General features: G+C 60.4%; 14 protein-coding genes. 3 read left to right on the forward strand and 11 right to left on the reverse strand.

Features of this window, described 5'->3' with window-relative positions:
- Positions 1-45: 45 nt before the first annotated feature.
- The 6 genes from mdtD to betI all read right to left on the reverse strand — a co-directional run bounded on the left by mdtD (position 46) and on the right by betI (position 8,817).
- Positions 46-1,473, reverse strand: a complete 1,428-nt coding sequence (gene mdtD / locus ACZ9BB_RS26205; RefSeq protein ID WP_476217507.1) for a multidrug transporter subunit MdtD — start codon at positions 1,471-1,473, stop codon at positions 46-48.
- Positions 1,474-1,661: 188 nt separating this feature from the next.
- Complete coding sequence (locus ACZ9BB_RS26210) at positions 1,662-2,999, reverse strand: TldD/PmbA family protein (RefSeq protein ID WP_476217509.1); 1,338 nt, start codon at positions 2,997-2,999, stop codon at positions 1,662-1,664.
- The gene (locus ACZ9BB_RS26215; protein ID WP_476217511.1) at positions 2,999-4,441 is read right to left on the reverse strand and encodes a TldD/PmbA family protein; all 1,443 of its coding nucleotides are present in this window, start codon (positions 4,439-4,441) and stop codon (positions 2,999-3,001) included. Before ACZ9BB_RS26215 ends, ACZ9BB_RS26210 begins: the two co-directional genes overlap by 1 nt.
- A gap of 278 nt (positions 4,442-4,719) precedes the next feature.
- Positions 4,720-6,423, reverse strand: a complete 1,704-nt coding sequence (betA, locus tag ACZ9BB_RS26220; RefSeq protein ID WP_476217513.1) for a choline dehydrogenase — start codon at positions 6,421-6,423, stop codon at positions 4,720-4,722.
- Between the two features lie 217 nt (positions 6,424-6,640).
- A complete protein-coding gene (betB, locus tag ACZ9BB_RS26225; RefSeq protein WP_476217515.1) occupies positions 6,641-8,113 on the reverse strand; it encodes a betaine-aldehyde dehydrogenase in 1,473 nt (490 codons plus the stop codon).
- Between the two features lie 110 nt (positions 8,114-8,223).
- Entirely contained in the window at positions 8,224-8,817 is a 594-nt protein-coding gene (gene betI, locus ACZ9BB_RS26230; RefSeq protein ID WP_018928769.1) for a transcriptional regulator BetI, read from the reverse strand.
- A 380-nt stretch (positions 8,818-9,197) separates the two neighbouring features.
- Here betI and ACZ9BB_RS26235 point away from each other — a divergent pair, with 380 nt between their 5' ends.
- On the forward strand, positions 9,198-11,147 hold the full coding sequence (locus ACZ9BB_RS26235) for a BCCT family transporter (protein WP_476218433.1): 1,950 nt from the start codon (positions 9,198-9,200) through the stop codon (positions 11,145-11,147).
- A 578-nt stretch (positions 11,148-11,725) separates the two neighbouring features.
- Here ACZ9BB_RS26235 and choV read toward each other — a convergent pair.
- From choV to ACZ9BB_RS26250, 3 genes are all read right to left on the reverse strand, one after another.
- Positions 11,726-12,904: a choline ABC transporter ATP-binding protein gene (gene choV, locus ACZ9BB_RS26240; RefSeq protein WP_008008084.1), complete on the reverse strand. Its 1,179-nt coding sequence runs from the start codon at positions 12,902-12,904 to the stop codon at positions 11,726-11,728.
- On the reverse strand, positions 12,901-13,746 hold the full coding sequence (choW, locus tag ACZ9BB_RS26245) for a choline ABC transporter permease subunit (protein ID WP_476217517.1): 846 nt from the start codon (positions 13,744-13,746) through the stop codon (positions 12,901-12,903). The genes choV and choW overlap by 4 nt, the downstream gene beginning before the upstream one ends.
- 65 nt (positions 13,747-13,811) lie before the next feature.
- Entirely contained in the window at positions 13,812-14,759 is a 948-nt protein-coding gene (locus ACZ9BB_RS26250; protein WP_476217519.1) for a choline ABC transporter substrate-binding protein, read from the reverse strand.
- A 436-nt stretch (positions 14,760-15,195) separates the two neighbouring features.
- Here ACZ9BB_RS26250 and ACZ9BB_RS26255 point away from each other — a divergent pair, with 436 nt between their 5' ends.
- Complete coding sequence (locus ACZ9BB_RS26255; protein ID WP_476217521.1) at positions 15,196-16,572, forward strand: L-serine ammonia-lyase; 1,377 nt, start codon at positions 15,196-15,198, stop codon at positions 16,570-16,572.
- 491 nt (positions 16,573-17,063) lie between these two features.
- Positions 17,064-18,167: a choline metabolism transcriptional regulator GbdR gene (gene gbdR / locus ACZ9BB_RS26260; RefSeq protein WP_258617744.1), complete on the forward strand. Its 1,104-nt coding sequence runs from the start codon at positions 17,064-17,066 to the stop codon at positions 18,165-18,167.
- A 128-nt stretch (positions 18,168-18,295) separates the two neighbouring features.
- Here the strand turns inward: gbdR and ACZ9BB_RS26265 are convergent, their stop codons facing one another.
- Together ACZ9BB_RS26265 and ACZ9BB_RS26270 are read right to left on the reverse strand one after the other, a co-directional pair.
- Positions 18,296-18,559 carry a hypothetical protein gene (locus ACZ9BB_RS26265; protein ID WP_476217524.1) on the reverse strand — a complete coding sequence of 88 codons (264 nt, stop codon included), beginning with the start codon at positions 18,557-18,559 and terminating at the stop codon, positions 18,296-18,298.
- Between the two features lie 326 nt (positions 18,560-18,885).
- Positions 18,886-20,049: a gamma-butyrobetaine dioxygenase gene (locus ACZ9BB_RS26270; protein ID WP_476217526.1), complete on the reverse strand. Its 1,164-nt coding sequence runs from the start codon at positions 20,047-20,049 to the stop codon at positions 18,886-18,888.
- Positions 20,050-20,063 lie beyond the last annotated feature (14 nt).

The raw sequence follows: 20,063 nt of genomic DNA on the forward strand, positions 1-20,063 counted from the left end.
TCTCATGGCCATTCGCCTGAAGTTTCCGGACGAGAAGTCGTAGGGTCAGTGCTCGATATCGTGCTCACGGCTGACCATCCGTCGGCCATCTTTTGGTGACAGTTGCGAGAAGATGGTTGCCGCCAGCATCGCCATGATTCCGACCGTCACGAAAGTCAGCTGGAATGCGCCCAGAACCGTGTCCACGCCATCATTGCCGATCTCTGCCGTGAAACCGCCGAGCAGGGCGCCAGCGCAGGCTACACCGAGGCTCAGGGACAATTGCGCGACCACCGACAGCAGACTGTTGCCGCTGCTGGCGCTGGCGTCGTCGAGGTCGATCAGGGTGACGGTATTCATCGCGGTGAACTGCAAGGAGTTGATCGCCCCCAGAATCGCCAACTGAGCCAGCAACAGCCCATACGGGGTCTGCTCGCTGACCAGCCCCATGTTTGCCAGCATGATCCCCAGCGCCAGTGTGTTGCCGGTTAGCACGCTGCGGTAGCCGAACCGTTCGATCAGCGGCCGCGCCACCGATTTGGCGACCATCGCGGCTGCCGCCAGGGGCAGCATGCTCATCCCGGCCTGAGACGGCGAATAACCCAGCGCGACCTGCAGCAGCAACGGCACCAGAAAGGGCAGGGCGCCGCTGCCCAGACGGGCGAACAGGTTACCGAGAATGCCCACGGCGAAGGTCCGGGTCTTGAACAGTGATGGCGCGAACAACGGATTATCGACGTGCCCAGCCCGCAGCCAATACGCCGCCAGACAGGCCATGCCGCCGAACAGCAGCAACATCACCCGCAAGTGCGGCAGATGCAATTCACCCAGGCCTTCCATGGCGATGGTGATCAATACCATTGCCGCGCCGAACAACAAAAAGCCGAGGCTGTCGAAGCGCGTGCGTTCGCTGCCGCGCAGGTCGGGGATGAATTTCCACACCGCGTAGCAACCGACGGCGCCCACCGGCAGGTTGATCAGGAAGATCCAGTGCCAGGTCAGGTATTGCACCATCCAGCCGCCCATGGTCGGGCCGATCAGCGGGCCGAGCAGGCCGGGAATGGTGATGAATCCCATGATCCGCACCAGCTCCGAGCGCGGGTACGCGCGCAGGACCACCAACCGTCCGACCGGTAACATCAAGGCGCCGCCCAGGCCCTGGATCACCCGGGCGCCGATCAGCATGCTCAGGGTGCTCGACAAGGCGCAGAGCAATGAGCCGAGGCTGAACAGGAGGATGGCGCCGAAAAAGATCTTTTTGGTGCCGAAACGGTCGGCGATCCAGCCGGAGGCGGGGATCAGTAAGGCGACGGTGAGCATGTAGGCGATGATTACGCCCTGCATGCGCAGCGGGTCTTCGGCCAGGTCCCGAGCCATGGCGGGGAGGGCGGTGTTGAGGATCGTCCCGTCGAGGGACTGCATGAAGAAGGCAATGGCGACGACCCACGGCAACCAGCGGGTGGTAACAGCATCGAGAGGTAGGCGGTTGGGCATGGGACCTCTTGTGGGTTAATGCAGATTCATGGCTGACGTTGACCCCTGTGGCGAGGGGGCTTGCCCCCGTTCGGCTGCGAAGCAGTCGTAAATCCGGCGAAGGCGCTCTGTCTGACGGAACGCGTTTGCCGATCTGGGGCCGCTTCGCAGCCCAACGGGGGCAAGCCCCCTCGCCACAGGGTTTGTGTTTACAGGGTCAAGGTCAGTCGGCTGACGAGCGCGCCCGGCAACAGTGCCGAAGCAGTCGCGCGCTGACTGTAGGTGCTGGCCGAAAGCAGCAATTCACGCTCCTCGGTCAACGCTTCCAGCTGCGAACCGAGCAGGCTGTAGACGCTGTCATCGAAACGCATGGTGCTGACCGGTGCCTGAATCTCGCCGTTCTCGACCCAGAAGGTCGCAAAGCGTGTCATGCCGGTCAGGCGGGCCGCTGGTTGATCCGAGTAGTTCAGGTACCAGAGGTTACTGATGTAAAGCCCGGTGCCGAGGCGCTTGAGGATGTCCTTCTGCTCCAGATCGCCGCCGTTCATGACCAGCGCCGTCGGGTATTCATGGCTGCTGGCGCCGTTGGCAGTGAGGCCGTATTCGGCGGCGCTGCGGGAGTTGATCAGTCGGGCATTGGCCATGCCTTTGGCGATCAACCCCAGATCATCGCGGGGATAACCTTCGTCGGAAAACGCCGGGCTCAAGGAACCGCTGACCTGCTCACTTAACCACACACCGGGATTGAAGCAGGTTTCGCTGGCGTAGAGTTTCTGCAACGGGCTCTGTTTGCTGGCAATCGCCTGGGCCGAAAATCCGCCCCAGCTAAGCATGCCCATGATTTCTTCCAGCGCTGCCGGCGCGAGATAGGCGCGGTATTCGCCGGGCGCCAACGTGCGCAACGGACGACCCAGAAACGCCAATTGCTCGCGGGCCTGCTGGAAGCGCCTGGCAAAGCCTTCGCTGTTCCAGTCGTGCCCGGCATAGCTGGCCTTCACTGCCTGACCGTTTTCATGAAACAGGCTGAAATCGAAGTTGAAGCTGTTGGCCTGATGCCAGCCGAAAGCGCCGGAAGAACTGGCGAAACCGCGGCTGATCGGTCCGGCGGCATAGAAACCGACCAGGTCCAGCCCGTCGGCAGCCTGAGTGATTTGCGCGACCACCTGTTCGGTGTCCGGCAGCGGATGATCCTGTACGTTCTTGCTCTGCCAGCCGTTATGGTTGAGCAGCAGGTACGGATCCTGAGGCAGCAACGGCAAGGTTTCGCGCAGCTGTTGCAGGCCCTCGGCCAAGCGTTGAAGGTCGCCTTCTGTGTTGCCCGACAAGGTGATGTCGAGGTTGGCGTGACGCCCATCATTGATCAGTTTGAAGCCGACACTCGCCTGCTGCACCTGCCCGGCCTGACGGACCTTGGCATGATTGAAACGCACAAAGGCCGACGACTCGGCGGCATAGCTGAGGGTGAACTGCTCAGGCTCACGCACCGCATCGCGCAACCAGTTGACCAGGGCCTTGAACGAATCGCTCTGATTGTTCGACGTACTCATCAGGCGTCTCCTCCAAACACATCAACATTGCTGAACACACAAGCCGGCGACGCATGGCCGACGCGGATCACCTGGTTCGGTTCGCCCTTGCCGCAGTTCGGCGTGCCCAGCACCTTGAACGTGCTGGCGTCACCGACGGCGCTGAGGCTCTTCCAGAACTGTGCGGAAATTGCCCGGTAGTTCGGGTTTTTCACCACGCCTTTGAGTTCGCCATTTTCGATCAACTGGCCCCATTCGCAGCCGAACTGGAATTTGTTGCGCGCATCGTCGATGGACCACGATCGGTTGGTGCTCATTAAAATGCCGTGTTCGATATCGCCGATCAGCTGTTCCAGCGGCTGATCGCCAGGCTCGATATTGAGGTTGGCCATGCGGTCGATCGGCGGACGGTTCCAGCCACACGCGCGACTGTTGGCGACGCCCTCCATGCCGGCCCGGAATTGTGAAAGTGCCCCGCCTAATGGGCGCAGCAGCAAACCTTCTTTAATCAGAAATTGCTTGCTCGCGGCGGTGCCATCGTCGTCATGAGCGTAGCTGGCGAGTTGTTCGGGGATGTCGGGGTCGAACGTCACGTTGAGCAGTTCGGAGCCGTATTGCAGGCTGCCGAAGTCTTCGGCCTTGACGAAGCTGGTGCCGGCGTAATTGCGCTCGTCGCCAAGAATGCGGTCCAGTTCCAGCGGGTGACCGATGGACTCGTGGATCTGCAGCATCATCTGGTCGGGCATCAGCAGCAGATCGCGCGGGCCTTGCGGAGTATTCGGCGCCAGCAGCAATTGCAGGGCCTGATCGGCGATTTTCGGGCCGGCACCGATCAGGCCGCAACGGCTGATCACATCAAAGCCGCCCTGTTGGCCGAAGTTCTCGCGGCCCAGGGTGCGGGTCTGGCTGTCGTTGCCGTTGTAGGCGGTGACCTCCATGCTCGGGTAGACGAAACGCTGGGCCTGGCGCAATTCGGCACCGGCGCTGTTGAGATAGATTTGCTCGACGTTGGTGATGCCGATGCTCGCCTGCCAGTTCACCAGGCGCTCGTCCTTGGGCACGGCGGCGGATTCGGCACCGAGCAATTGGTAGCAATCGCTCAGGGACGGGAAGGGCTGATCGAGGCTGGGTGAGAAATAGTCGGCACGGTCGCTGGAAACGGCTTGCTCGCTCAGATCGAGCAGGGCGTGGGGCTTGAGTCGACGGGCTTGTTGCTCGGCCCTCTCCAGTGCGGCCTGAAGGCCGGATTGGGACAGGTCGTTGGTCGCGGCGTAGGCTTCGACGCCGTTGACCCGAACGGTCAGCATCACGCCTTCGTCCCGGCTCAGGCTCGGAGGTTCGGCGACGTTCTTGCGCACCGACAGGTACTGGCCGGATTCGCGTACATAACGCAGCGAAAAGAATTCAGCGCCCGTGCGCAACGCAGCGAAGCGCTGCTTGAGCTGGGGGTGGAAATCGAACATTCGTGAACCTCCTTGGAATGGAGTAGCGGCGTATCGGTACTACGAGGGGGTGTAACGTTTGCGTGGCGCTAGATTAGGCCTGCGTGGGGGGAGGATCAAGGGCGTAGCGGGTGTAGGAAGGGTTTACCTGGCCAGCAGCAGGGAAAGGTGTGGTGTTTGGTCGGACCCCATCGCGGGCAAGCCCCACAGTGGACTTGGGTGGATCACAAATTGCGAATCCACCCCGGAACCTGTGGGAGCGGGCTTGCCCGCGATTGGCCGCGATGCGGTGTTACGGCTTACTGAACAGCAGTACCCACATCCCGCAACGGCTTGCCACGCACCGGTGCATCACCAGCGACGTAGTAATCGGCCTTGCTACGCGGCAATGGCTTGCGACCGCGGATCTTGTCGGCGATTTTCTCGGCCATCATGATCGTTGGTGCGTTCAGGTTGCCGGTGGTGATGATCGGCATGATCGAGGCATCGACCACGCGCAGGGCTTGCATGCCATGCACACGACCTTCGCCATCGACCACGGCCATCTCGTCGGTGCCCATCTTGCACGAGCAGGACGGGTGGAACGCGGTTTCGGCGTGTTCGCGGATGAACTTGTCGAGCTGCTCGTCGGTTTGCACGTCGATGCCCGGGCTGATTTCGCGACCACGGTAGGCGTCCAGCGCAGGCTGTTGCATGATTTCACGGGTCAGGCGGATGCCATCGCGAAATTCCTGCCAGTCCTGCTCGGTGGCCATGTAGTTGAACAGGATGCTCGGGTGCTGGCGCGGGTCCTTGGACTTGGCCTGGATGCGACCGCGGCTTGGCGAGCGCATGGAACCCATGTGTGCCTGGAAACCGTGCTCTTTCACACCGTTGCTGCCGTTGTAGTTAATCGCCACCGGCAGGAAGTGGTACTGGATGTTCGGCCAATCGAATTCCGGACGGGTGCGGATGAAACCGCCGGCTTCGAACTGGTTGCTGGCGCCGATACCGGTGCCGTTGAACAACCACTCGGCACCGATGGCCGGCTGGTTGTGCAGCAGCAGCGAGGGGTACAGCGAGACCGGTTGGGTACAGGCGTATTGCAGGTACAACTCAAGGTGATCCTGCAGGTTTTCACCGACACCAGGCAGGTCATGGACCACCGGGATGTCGAGTTTCTTCAGCAGTTCGGCCGGGCCGACGCCAGAACGTTGCAGGATCTGCGGCGACGCAATGGCGCCGGAGCACAGCAACACTTCTTTGCGGGCGCGGACTTCAACGCGCTCTTCGGCGGCGCCGACCAGGTAACGCACGCCGACCGCACGCTTGCCTTCGAACAGAATCTTGTCGGTCAGGGCGTGGGTGACGATGGTCAGGGTCGAACGCTTCTTGGCGACGTCCAGGTAACCGCGAGCGGTACTCGCGCGACGGCCGTTCGGCGTCACGGTGCGGTCCATCGGGCCGAAGCCTTCCTGCTGGTAGCCGTTGAGGTCTACGGTACGCGGGTAACCGGCTTGTACGCCTGCTTCAACCATCGCATGGAACAGCGGGTTGTTGCCGGCTTTTGGCGTGGTCACGCTGACCGGACCGTCGCCACCGTGGTAGTCGTTCGGGCCGATGTCGCGGGTTTCCGCCTTGCGGAAATACGGCAGGCAGTCGAGGTAGGTCCAATCTTCCAGGCCGGGCAGTTTCGACCAGTTGTCGTAGTCCATGGCGTTGCCGCGGATGTAGCACATGCCGTTGATCAGCGAGGAGCCGCCCAGGCCCTTGCCACGACCGCATTCCATCCGGCGGCCATCCATGTGTGGTTCTGGATCGGTTTCATAGGCCCAGTTGTAGCGACGACCTTGCAGCGGGAATGCCAGGGCGGCCGGCATTTGCGTGCGGAAATCCAGACGGTAGTCCGGGCCGCCTGCTTCGAGCAGCAGGACGGTGACGCCTTCGTCTTCAGTCAGACGGGTCGCCAAGGTGTTACCGGCCGAGCCGGCACCGATGATGATGTAATCGAATTCTTGGGACATTGAATGCACCCTCTTTGAAGTTGGTCAGGTCGCGGGTCGCCTGGAGGCCGCGCAACTGTGGCGAGGGGGCTTGCCCCCGTTCGGCTGCGCAGCAGTCGCAAATCAGCGACCGTGTTCTGTCTGAATGAGCGCTGAACCTGAAGTTGGGGCTGCTTCGCAGCCCAGCGGGAGCAAGCTCCCTCGCCACAGAAGGCCCCAGCCTCAGGTACGCGTCAGATCAGAACACCGAGGCGTAATCGCCCAGTTCGACCTGTACCGATTTGATGCGTGTGAAGTTGTTCAGCGAACTGATGCCGTTCTCACGGCCCACGCCCGACTGCTTGTAGCCGCCGACCGGCATCTTGGCGTCGGATTCGCCCCAGGCGTTGATCCAGCAGATACCGGCTTCCAGTTGATGAATCACGCGGTGAGCGCGATTCAGGTCTTTGGTGACGACACCCGCGGCCAGGCCGAACTCGGTGTCGTTGGCGCGACGGATCACTTCTTCTTCGGTTTCGTAAGTCAGGATGCTCATTACCGGGCCGAAGATTTCTTCGCGAACGATGGTCATCTCGTCGGTGCAGTCGGTGAACACGGTTGGTGCCACGAACGCGCCTTTGGCGAATTCGCCATCGCTCAGACGGTCGCCGCCGCACAGCAGGCGAGCGCCTTCTTCCTTGCCCTTGGCTATGTAGCCGAGCACGCTTTCCATGTGGGCGAAGCTGACCAGCGGGCCGAAGTTGGTGTTTTCGTCTTCCGGGTTGCCGACGCGAATGCGTGCAACGCGCTCAACGATCTTGGCTTCGAATGCGGCTTTCAGGTGGCTCGGCACGAACACGCGAGTGCCGTTGGTGCAGACCTGACCGGAGCTGTAGAAGTTGGCCATCATGGCGGTGTCGGCGGCGCGATCGAGGTCGGCGTCGTCGAAAATGATCAGCGGGGATTTGCCGCCCAGTTCCATGGTCACGTCTTTGAGCGAAGAGCCCGAAGCGCTGGCCATGACCTTCTTGCCGGTGTCGGTGCCGCCGGTGAAGGAGATTTTTTCGATACGTGGGTGCTCGGTCAGCCAGGTGCCGACTTCACGGCCGCTGCCGGTCAACACGTTGAACACGCCAGCCGGCAGGCCGGCTTCGGTGTAGATCTCGGCCAGTTTCAAGGTAGTCAGCGAGGTGACTTCGCTTGGCTTGAAGATCATCGCGTTGCCGGCTGCCAGGGCTGGCGCGGATTTCCACAGTGCGATCTGGATCGGGTAGTTCCACGCGCCGATACCGGCCACGATGCCCAGCGGCTCGCGACGGGTGTAGACGAACGACGTGGTGCGCAGCGGGATCTGCTCGCCTTCGATGGCCGGTACCAGACCTGCGTAATATTCCAGCACGTCAGCGCCAGTGACGATGTCGACGTAACGGGTTTCGGAGTACGCCTTGCCGGTATCCAGGGTTTCCAGCGCGGCCAGTTCATCGTTGCGCTCGCGCAGGATGTCGACGGCACGACGCAGGATGCGCGAACGCTCCATGGCGGTCATTGCAGCCCAGATTTTCTGACCCTTTTCGGCGCTGACCACTGCACGCTCAACGTCTTCCTTGGTTGCACGTTGTACGGTTGCGAGGACTTCACCGTTAGCCGGGTTGATGGCTTCGAAGGTGGCGTCGCTGCTGGCGTCGGTGTAACCGCCGTCGATGTAGAGTTTTTGCAGTTCGAAACGGGCCATAGTGTCCTCGCAAGTGCATTAAGTGGTTGGCGTTGACCACTGGGCGTGCCGTGTTGCGGGGGCGACGCTGATCAGTGGCGGTTCAGGGGCTGAGCGGTTTTATGTGTGCTCTAACTCACCTGCTTGGCCAATTGGATATCCATGTATTCGTAAGCGATCCGTTGCGCCTGCTCGGTGTCGAAAGCATCTCCCGACAGCGCGCCGCGCAACCACAAGCCGTCAATGAGGGCTGCCAGGCCACGGGCGGCGCTGCGCGCTTGATCAAGCGGCAACGCACGGCGGAACTGGCAGCACAGGTTGGAATACAGACGGTGATCGTTGATCCGCTGCAACCTGTGCAAAGACGGCTGGTGCATGCTGGTGGCCCAGAAGGCCAACCAGGTTTTCATTGCCGGGCCATTGACCTGGCTGGCGTCGAAGTTGCCTTCGATAATCACCTGCAGATGCGCCCGTGGGCTGTCATCTGCCATCGCCTGACGGCGCGCGGTGACGTTCTCGCTGAGGACGCTCATCAGATACCGCATCGTGGCGGCGATCAGGCCATTCTTGTCCTGAAAATAGTGACTGATGATGCCATTCGAGACACCGGCCAAACGGGCGATCAGCGCAATGCTGGCGTCCCCCATGCCGACCTGATCGACGGCCTGTAGCGTGGCTTCGATCAATTGCTGGCGGCGGATGGGTTGCATACCGACCTTGGGCATCTTGCACATCTCCTTAGGCCTTCCGGTGGACGAAATACGCCTACCGGATTGAGGGCCAGTCTATTTTGTTTTGATTGAACGTTCAATCAACAAAGAATAAGATCTGCGACAATTCGTCGCTGCCTACAGGTTTTTCCTACGTGTAGTGGGCGGAAAAACGACATCTGAACATGCTCGAAATCCACACGCACTGGCGTTCCATGGGCTTCGGGCTTTTTTCGGGGTGTCTTTATATCACCCGCCGGTCGGCTGCCAACTAATCGATTGGTCGGGTAACGCGTTGCCTTGTGTTCTTCTCTCGCACTGCCCGGAGCATCTGTGCCATGAGTTCTGCCTCTCTAATAAAGACCCCACCCGAGAAGGTGATGGTCAACGGTTGGGTGTTCTACACCTCTACCGCGTTGATTCTGTTGTTGACCGCCATTCTGATCATCGCCCCGCAAGAGGCCGGCAGAATGCTCGGCATTGCCCAAGCCTGGTTGTCCCGCAGCTTCGGCTGGTACTACATGGTGGTGATCGCCGCCTACCTGGTGTTTGTGGTTGGCCTGGCGTTTTCGTCCTATGGCAAGCTCAAACTGGGCAGCAAGGACGATACCCCGGATTTCAGCTACGGTGCCTGGGCGGGGATGCTGTTCTCGTCGGGTATCGGCATTTCCTTGCTGTACTTTGGTGCTTCCGAGCCGCTGGATCACTACTTCAATCCGCCGGAAGGCGTGGCCGGCAGCAACCTTGCGGCACGTCAGGCGGTGCAGCTCACGTTCCTGCATTGGGGCCTGCATGGCTGGGCGATCTATGCGCTGGTCGGTCTGGCCGTGGCGTACTTTGCTTACCGTCATAACCAGCCGCTGGCGCTGCGTTCGGCGCTGTATCCGCTGGTTGGCGAGCGTTGGGTCAAAGGCGCGGCCGGCCATGCGGTGGACGGTTTCGGCATGTTCGTGACCCTGCTGGGGCTGGTGACGAACCTGGGGATCGGTTCGCTGCAAGTGTCTTCGGGGCTGGAAAACCTGTTCGGCATGGAGCACAGCAACACCAACCTGCTGATCGTGATCATCGTGATGAGCACCGTGGCGACCATCGCTGCCGTGTCTGGTGTGGAAAATGGTATTCGCCGTCTGTCCAACCTGAACATCGTGCTGTTCAGCGGTCTGCTGATTTTCGTGCTGTTGTTCGGCCCGACCCTGCACCTGCTCAACGGCTTTGTGCAGAACATCGGTGACTACCTGAATGGCGTGGTGCTGAAGACCTTCGACCTCTATGTGTATGAAGGCGACAGTGAGAAGTCCGACCGCTGGTTGGGCCTGTGGACTCTGTTCTACTGGGCCTGGTGGATTTCCTGGGCCCCATTTGTAGGCATGTTCATCGCGCGTATCTCCCGTGGTCGTACGGTGCGTGAACTGGTAGCCGGCGTGCTGCTGATTCCGCTGGGTTTCACCCTGGCATGGCTGTCGATCTTCGGTAACTCGGCCCTGGACCTGGTGATGAACCATGGGGCGGTGGAACTCGGGAAGACGGCGCTGGAACAGCCGTCAATGGCGATCTACCAGTTGCTTGAGCATTACCCGGCGTCGAAGATCGTGATCGGCGTGTCGATTTTTGTCGGTTTCGTGCTGTTCCTGACCCCGGCGGACTCCGGCGCGGTGATGATGGCCAACCTTTCCTGCAAGGGCGGCAACGTCGACGAAGACGCCCCGCACTGGCTGCGGATTTTCTGGTCGGTGGTGATCACCCTGGTGACCATCGGTCTGTTGTTCGCCGGTAACTTCGAAGCCATGCAAACCATGGTCGTGCTGGCCGGTCTGCCGTTCTCGGTGGTGCTGGTGTTCTTCATGTTCGGCTTGCACAAGGCCATGCGCCAGGACGTGCAGATCGAACAGGAGCAAGCGGAGCTGGCGGCACGTGGTCGTCGTGGTTTCAGCGAGCGTTTGACTCAGTTGGACCTGCAACCGAACCAGTCGATCGTTCAGCGCTTCATGGACAAGCAAGTCAGCCCGGCGCTGGAAGAGGCCGTGGTGCAACTGCGTGGCAAGGGCCTGGACGTGCAGACGTTGCTGGGCAAGGCCAAGCGTTGCATGGGTGTGCGGATCGAGATGGAAGAGGGCAACCCTTTCGTCTACGAAGTGAGCCTGGACGGTTATCTGGCGGCGGCGAGTGAAACGGTGTCGGCCGAAAGTGCCGATGAGCCGCGCGCGCGTTACTACCGCGCCGAGGTGTACCTGCACAACGGCAGTCAGGACTATGACTTGATGGGCTTCACGCAGGATCAGATCACCCGCGACGTGCTCGATCAGTTTGAAAGCCATCGGCAGTTGCTTGGCCGGGTTTATAGCTGAGGTTTGAGGAGATGCGGTGCAGTGAATGCACCGCAGCTCCATTGTGGCGAGGGAGCTTGCTCCCGTTCGACTGCGCAGCAGTCGCAAATCCGGATAACGCGATCTCTCTGAAATACCGCAGTGTCTGGGTTTGGGGCTGCTTCGCAACCCAGCGGGAGCAAGCTCCCTCGCCACAGTTGTCAGTATTCCAGGCTAAACATCTGCACAAACAAAAACGCCGCGATCATCTCGCGGCGTTTTTGTGTCTGCTGTCTTGATTACCTCAGGTTTTTGCCGATCAGTTTGAAAGCCATCGGCAGTTGCTTGGCCGGGCTTATAGCTGAGGTTTGAGGTCGGCGGTGGCGTCAGTTGCACCGCAGATCTTATGTGGCGAGGGAGCTTGCTCCCGTTCGACTGCGCAGCAGTCGCAAATCCGGATAACGCGATCTCTCTGAAATACCGCAGTGTCTGGGGTTGGGGCTGCTTCGCAACCCCGCGGGAGCAAGCGCCCTCGCCACAGTTGTCAGTATTCCAGGCTAAACATCTGCACAAACAAAAACGCCGCGATCATCTCGCGGCGTTTTTGTGTCTGCTGACTCTTACCCCAGGTTCTTGCCGAGCAGCGCGTGGTACAGCTCGCTGTCGCCAAGGATCCCGACCACTTTGTTGTTGTCGTGCAGTACCAGCTTGTTGCCGGTCTGGTAGCGAATCTGCAGCGCATCGCGCATGCCGATGTTGGAGTCCACCAGCGTTGGACGACGGCCCAAACCTTCAACCGCTTGCCCCGGTATCCAGTTCTGCAGGTCCAGGCTCGAACCGTTCTGGCGTGCGCCTTTGATGGTGTTGCCTTCGGCCAGGTCCAGCCACGAATCGCCGCCCGGATCCAGGCACACCGAACCGTTGATGCGTTTGCAGTTGTCCAGGGTGCGCATCAGGCTGCGACCGCACAATACGTTCAGCGGGTTGGTGTGGGCGACGAAGGTGCGCACGTAATCGTCCGCAGGGTTGAGGACGATTTCTTCCGGTTTGCTGTACTGGATGATCCGGCCGTCTTTCATGATCGCAATACGGCTGCCCAGCTTCAGGGCTTCATCGAGGTCGTGACTCACGAAGACGATGGTCTTGCTCAGTTTGCGTTGCAGTTCCAGCAGTTCGTCTTGCAGACCCTGCCGGATCAGCGGGTCGAGGGCCGAGAACGGTTCGTCCATCAGCAGAATGTCGGCGTCCATCGCCAGGGCGCGGGCCAGGCCGACACGTTGTTGCATGCCACCGGAGAGCTCATTGGGTTTCTTGTTGCGCCACTGGGTCAGGCCCACCAGCTCAAGCTTCTCGTCCACCAGTTTGCGGCGTTCCTTCTCTGGACGCCCTTGCATTTCCAGGCCGAAGCTGATGTTCTCGCGCACTGTCAGCCAAGGCATCAGGGCGAACTTCTGGAACACCATCGCGATGCGCTTGGTGCGCATCATTTTCAGTTCCGCCGGGGTGCATGAGGCGATGTCGATCTGCTTGCCTTCGTGCTCGACGAACAACTTGCCACGGCTGACGGTGTTGAGGCCGTTGATGCAGCGCAACAGGCTGGATTTACCAGAGCCGGACAAGCCCATCAGTACGCAGATTTCACCTTTCTCGATGTCCAGGCTGGCCTTTTCGACACCGACGATTTGCCCGGTCTTTTTCAGGATCTCGTTGCGGGTCATGCCCTGGTCGAGAAGTTTGAGGGCCGCGCGCGGGTCTTTGGAGAAGATCACGTCCACGTCTTCAAAGCGAATAATGCTCATGCGTCACCCCCTACTTTGGCTTCGGGTTGTTTGCAGATACGGTCGAGCATGATCGCCAGCAGTACGATCGCCAGGCCTGCTTCGAAGCCCAGGGCGATATCAGCAGTGTTCAGTGCGTTGACCACGGGTTTGCCCAGGCCGTCGGCGCCCACCAGTGCTGCAATCACCACCATCGACAACGACAGCATGATGCACTGGGTGATACCGGCCGCGATGCTTGGCATGGCGTGGGGCAGTTCGATGCGCGAGAGCAGCTGACGGCGCGAGCAGCCAAAGGCCTTGCCGGCGTCCATCAGTTCGTCCGGAACATCGCGGATACCCAGGTAGGTCAGGCGGATGGGCGCGGCAATCGCGAACACCACCGTCGAGATCAGACCCGGGACCACACCCAGACCGAAGAGGGTCAGGGTAGGAATGAGGTACACGAAGGTCGGCACGGTCTGCATCAGATCGAGTACCGGACGCATCAGCGTGTAGAACATTGGTTTGTGCGCGGCGACGATGCCCAACGGCACGCCGATCAGTACGCAGACCAGGGTGGCGAACAACACCTGGGCGAGGGTTTCCATGGTTTCCTGCCAGTACCCCAGATTGAGGATCAGCAGAAAGGAGGCGATGACGAAAACGGTCAGGCCCCATTTGCGTTGGATGAAGTGTGCCAGTAGCGCTATGAGGCCGATCAATGCCAGCGGGTTGAACCAGGTCAGCGCAAAAGTCACACCGTGGATCATCGTTTCCAGTGACACGGCGATGGCGTCGAAGGTGCTGGCGCCGTGTTGCGTCAACCATTCAACGAAGCCTGCGATGTACTGGCCTAAAGGTATTTTCTGATCAATCAGCATGGTAGTGAACGTCCGCATGCAAGGGAATAAACAGCCCGGGCGAGCGAACTCGCCCGGCGTAAGCATTACTGCGCAAGCTTGGCTTTCACGGCCTCCAGGCCAGGTTTACCGTCAATGGTGGTCACGCCAGCCAGCCAGGTATCGAGTACCTGTGGATTCTTCTTGAGCCAGGCCTTGGCGGCCGCTTCAGGCTTCATTTTGTCGTCCAGGACGTTGCCCATCAGGGTGCTTTCCATGTCGACGGTGAACTCCAGGTTTTTCAGCAGATGACCGACGTTGCTGCATTCCTGGACATAACCCTTGCGGGTGTTGGTCGCCACGGTGGCGGCACCGAAGTCCGGGCCGAAGAAATCGTCACCACCGGTGAGATATTGGATCTTGAAGCGCTTGTTCATCGGGTGCGGCGCCCAGCCGAGGAACACCACGGCGGTGTCGCGTTTCTGGGCGCGGTCGACTTGCGACAACATGCCGGCTTCGCTGGACTCGACGATCTTGAATCCGGCGTCTTTCAAGCCGAAGGCGTTCTTGTCGATCATACTCTGAATCAGACGGTTGCCATCGTTACCCGGCTCGATGCCGTAGATCTTGCCATCGAGTTCTTTCTTGAATTTCGGAATGTCGGCGAAGTCGTGAAGACCTTTGTCATACAGCGCTTGCGGCACGGCGAGGGTGTACTTGGCGCCAGTGAGGTTGGTGCGCACGACATCCACGGTGCCGGCATCGCGGTAGGCCTTGATGTCGTTTTCCATGGTCGGCATCCAGTTACCGAGGAACACGTCCATGTTCTTGCCATCGGCCAGCGACTTGTAGGTCACCGGCACGGAAATCATCGTGGTCTTGGTCTTGTAGCCCAGGGCATCGAGAACGACGCTGGTGGTGGCGGTAGTGACGGTAATGTCCGTCCAGCCAACATCGGAGAAGTTTACGGTGCTGCATTGGGCCGGTTCTGCGGCTTGAGCCAGGAACGGCAGACTCAGCATGGCGGCCAACAACAACGACGGGGAACCTTTCATAGGGGCGACTCCTAAGTGTTTTTTTTGGCAGTGTTCCGACTGGACCACCGCACTTATCTGTTGCGGTTGGATGGCGTTTTGGAGACAGCTCTACCACGGCGCCTTGCAATCGAGTCGATACGATCATGTACCAGTGAAAATCTGACGCCTACAGGGTGCGTCGTAACCAGTACAGGGATGGTCGCATCCAGTGTCGGTGACGTCGTTTACAGCTTTTTTCAGCCCGTTTTGCTCCTCTGATCCGCAAAAAAACGGCGAAAACATTGCGTAAGAGACCCGCGGCGCTAGTGGGCATGAGTGCGTCGGTGTGAGACGTTGAACGACATGGTAAAAGCCTGATGATGCGGCCATCTCGACGGATTGCAGCTTGAGCGTAGCAGCTCCGTCACTGGGCGCTTTTGCGCCTGGAGCAGGCACATCCAGGAGTTCAGCAGTAATGGCTATCAGCGTTTTCGACCTGTTCAAAATCGGCATCGGCCCTTCCAGTTCGCACACCGTGGGGCCTATGCGCGCCGCGGCGCTGTTCGTGCAAAGTTTGCGCGAGCGGGGACTTCTGGAGCAGGTGTGTCGCGTCGAAGTTCAGCTTTATGGATCGCTTTCGGCCACCGGCATCGGCCACGGCAGCGACAACGCGGTGATCATGGGGTTGATGGGCGAATGGCCGGACGCGATCGATCCGTCGCAAATCGGCATTCGCATAGAAGCTCTGCGCGAAACCCAAACGCTATTGCTCGACGGTCGCTTGTCGGTCCCGTTCATCTGGGCCCGGGACATGCGCTTGATCGACGAGAACCTACCGTTCCATCCGAACGCCATGACCCTGGTTGCCGAAGGCGATCACGGCGAGCTGCATCGCGACACCTACTATTCAGTTGGCGGCGGTTTTGTCGTCGATGAGGCCCAGGCCTCCAGTGGCGTGGTGGATCTGGATAGCACCGTGCTGCCTTACGACTTCTCCAGTGCCGTCGAGCTACTCAGTCTCTGCAAGCAGCACAACCTGCGCGTTGCAGAGCTGATGATGGCCAACGAGAAAGTCTGGCGCAGCGAAGAGGAAATTCGCGCCGGCCTGATGAAGCTCTGGCGCGCCATGCAGGATTGCGTCGAACAGGGCCTCAAGCACGAAGGCATCCTGCCCGGCGGCCTTAATGTGCGCCGTCGTGCGGCCAAGTTGCATCGCAGCCTGCAGGAGTTGAACAAGCCTAACGTGATCGGTTCGACCCTGAGCGCCATGGAGTGGGTCAACCTGTTCGCCTTGGCGGTCAACGAAGAAAACGCCGCCGGCGGGCGCATGGTCACGGCGCCCACCAACGGCGCGGCGGGGATCATTCCGGCGGTGTTGCACTACTTCATGAAATTCAGCGAGGCAGTGACCGACGCCAACGTGGTCGATTACTTCCTCAGTGCCGCGGCGGTAGGGATTCTGTGCAAGAAGAACGCTTCGATCTCCGGTGCCGAAGTCGGATGCCAGGGTGAAGTCGGTTCGGCCTGTGCCATGGCTGCAGCCGGGTTGGCGGAGATTCTCGGTGCCACCCCTGAGCAGTTGTGCAACGCGGCGGAAATCGGCCTGGAACATAACCTCGGCCTGACCTGCGACCCGGTGGGCGGGTTGGTGCAGGTGCCGTGTATCGAGCGCAACGCGATTGCCGCGGTGAAAGCGATCAACGCGGCCCAAATGGCGCTGCGGGGCGACGGTCAGCACTTTATCTCGCTGGATCGGGTGATCCGCACCATGCGTGATACCGGTGCCGACATGCACGACAAGTATAAAGAGACATCGCGTGGTGGGTTGGCGGTCAGTGCGGTGGAGTGCTGACACCGAGCTGACCTGTGGCGAGGGGGCTTGCCCCCTCGCCACAAAGACCTCATGTGCCACACCAGACCAGTCAAAACTGCGCGCCAACTGAACACTCGCACCAAAACGCGCCACCTTTTGGCGCGTCGCAAACAGGTAAGCCTGTTTCCCCGGTCAGGGATCCAGTTCAAGCCCTGACCGTTCGTCACCTGTGCCTGCGGTGACACTCTTTAACGGCGCGTCGCAGACCTGTTCCCACAAGTGCTACCGATTTGCTCACACGCAATGGGGGCGCGGGTTTGGGGGCTCTGATAGCACTTGTAACCTCTTATCTCTGCGCGCCATATCTAGACGCATCGCGACGTCGTTTTCAGGAGTTATTGAACGCGCATTCAATTTTAGGCATGGCAATTGCTCTGTCATTACAAAGCCCGTCTCCCACGCGAGAACGATGGCAATAAAAAGAGCCTCCGCCTGAGGCCATCACCCGCTTTGTGTGAGGAGATACCGCGATGACGACGTTCAACTCCGGGGCTCAACCCCAGAACCGTGCGCCTCAATCCATCGGCTTTTTGCTGCTGGACAATTTCACGCTGATTTCTCTGGCTTCCGCAGTAGAACCCCTGCGCATGGCCAACCAATTGTCCGGCCGCGAGCTGTATCGCTGGACCACACTCACCGTCGATGGCGGTCAGGTCTGGGCCAGTGACGGTCTGCAGATCACCCCCGACGCCGCCATGCACAAAGCACCGCCCCTGGACACCGTCATTGTCTGTGGCGGCATCGGCATTCAGCGCACCGTGACCCGCGAGCACGTGTCGTGGCTGCAAAGCCAGGCGCGTCAGCACCGTCGTCTCGGCGCGGTCTGCACCGGCAGTTGGGCCCTGGCATGCGCCGGCCTGCTGGACGGTTTCGATTGCAGCGTGCACTGGGAATGTCTGGCGTCGATGCAGGAAGCCTTCCCGCGGGTGGCCATGAGTACCCGGCTGTTCACCCTCGACCGTAACCGTTTCACCAGCTCCGGCGGCACCGCGCCGCTGGACATGATGCTGCACCTGATCAGCCGCGATCACGGTCGTGAACTATCGGCTGCCATCTCGGAAATGTTCGTCTACGAGCGCATCCGCAACGAGCAGGATCACCAGCGTGTACCGCTCAAGCACATGCTTGGCACCAACCAGCCGAAGTTGCAGGAAATCGTCGCGCTGATGGAGGCCAACCTCGAAGAGCCGATCGACCTCGACGAACTGGCGGTGTACGTCGCCGTTTCGCGTCGTCAGCTGGAGCGGCTGTTCCAGAAATACCTGCACTGCTCGCCGTCGCGTTACTACCTGAAGCTGCGCCTGATCCGCGCTCGGCAATTGCTCAAGCAAACGCCGATGTCGATCATCGAAGTGGCGTCGGTGTGTGGGTTCGTGTCCACGCCGCACTTCTCCAAGTGCTACCGCGAATACTTCGGCATTCCGCCGCGTGACGAGCGCGTGGGTTCCAACACGACTCAGCAGGTTGCGATGATGCCGCTGCCGCAAGCACTGGTGCTGTCGCCGTTGTCCGGGCCGCTGTCGGCGTTGAGCCAGGCGCGTAATGAGTCGACTTTCGCGAGCGTAAGGCTCTAACCGCGCGGGCTATTGTGGCGAGGGGGCTTGCCCCCGTTCGGCTGCGTAGCAGTCGCAAAGATTTCAGGGTCGCTTCGCGACCCAACGGGGGCAAGCCCCCTCGCCACAAAGTGTTCACCCCCCAGAAATCAGGCGTTGCGGCTCTGCTGATACTCCGCCAACGCCGGCAGCAGTTGTTTGTCGATCGCCTGGCGCACGGCCGGCAGGATGGTCGCGCTGCTGGTGTACATCTGCTTGACCATGGTGCGCAGCGTCATCGCCCGTTCATCGTTCAAGCCTCGCACTGCGCACTCGCAAGCTTGCTCGGCTGTGGAGCCGCTAGGTACTTGAAAGCCCAATGACTTTAGCTGGCCCAACAGGTCTTCCTGGTCAATCAAATCGGCGTGCATCATGACGCAATCCTTCTTCAGGGAACGGTGTCGTGGCTCGATTCTGGTAGGGGCTGGGGACGGCGGCAAGGACGATTTGTCGCAATGGCCGCAATACCTATGAACAGGTCGTTTTCGGCTAACTTGCTATGCATGGGAATGGGCACACTGGATTCAGCTGGCTTCACGAAGGTTTGGTCACCCTCGCGCAACAGCTCCTCAACAGTACCCTCCTCAGCTCCGATCCTGTCACGGCTTGATCGGGGTTTTTTTTGCCTGTGAATTAGTGGGGAAGGTGGTGTCTGGGCGGGCGCCATCGCGAGCAGGCTCGCGATGAACGATGACGCGGTTTACCGTTGCAGCACCAAAATGCGCGACAGCAATTCATCCCGATCGACATAACAACCCTGGAAATGCCGGGCGCCGGTGGCGGGGTCGAAGGCGTTGCGGGCGTGGAGGGTGCGGCGATTGTCGAAGCACCACAGCTCGCCGGGGTTGAGTCGCGTCATCACCCGGAAGCGCGCCTCGCGGGTCATCGCAATGAAGCGTCGATACGCGCGGTAGAGCCTGGGCATCTGCTCGACTGAAGCCTCGAAAGGCCCGCGCAGAAAGTTGGCCATGCGGATTTCCGACACTTGCCCGAACGCATCCAGGGCGATGATCGGCGCCAGACAGCGGTAGTCGCTGTGGCGGTCTTTGTTGCGGAACTCCACGGGAATTTCACACAAGGCTTGAAACGCCTCGGGATCTTCCTGACGCAAGGCTTGGGCGATGGCAAACCCGTCGACGAAAATACTCTCGCCACCGTCGGCGTCATTGACCAGGCAATGCAGAAATTGCAGCCCCGGTTGCAACTCCCGGGTCGGCAAGTCGCTGTGCAGCGGCAGATTGAAAGCGGTGTAGGCATTGCTGTCGGCATCGGCCCTGGATTGCACGTTGAACAGCACGCCGAAATTGCTCTCGCGGATGAAGGAAATCCGCTGGGCGATCAGCTTCAGCGAGCCCGGCTCCGTGGGCACGCCGCGAACCTGGGTCAGGCCGGTGTCGCGCACGGCCAGCAGCCATTGCAGCAAGGCATCGTTGTCGTCCATCAGCGCCTGATAGTCGAACACCGGCAGCTTCAGCTGGCTGTCCCACAGTCGGCTTTTCGGTTTGGCCGCCCGGCGTTCGGCGCGGGATTCGTCGTCATAGGCATGGGCGCGCAGCCAGCCCGGATCGAAGCGGCTGAGGTGGCCGTCCTGCCAATCGATACACAGGCAACCTTCGGCATCGATTCGAGCGTTGTCGGGCCTCAGGTTTGGCGCGACATCGACGATTTCCAGCACTTGCTCGCGGGTCACCGTGTAGACGCACAGCGGGCACGGACAGTTATCCCGCAGCCATTGATGATGAAAAGGACTGACCCGACCGTCCGACCACTTCACTTGAATTCGGTCCGCCAGGGTGTCCACGGCGGTCAACGCGCTGATCAACGGGTAGGTACGAAAATCGGCAAAAGCGGCAGCGGTGTTCATGGCGATCTCCTTAT

The organism is Pseudomonas sp. TE3552 (genome assembly GCF_056278945.1).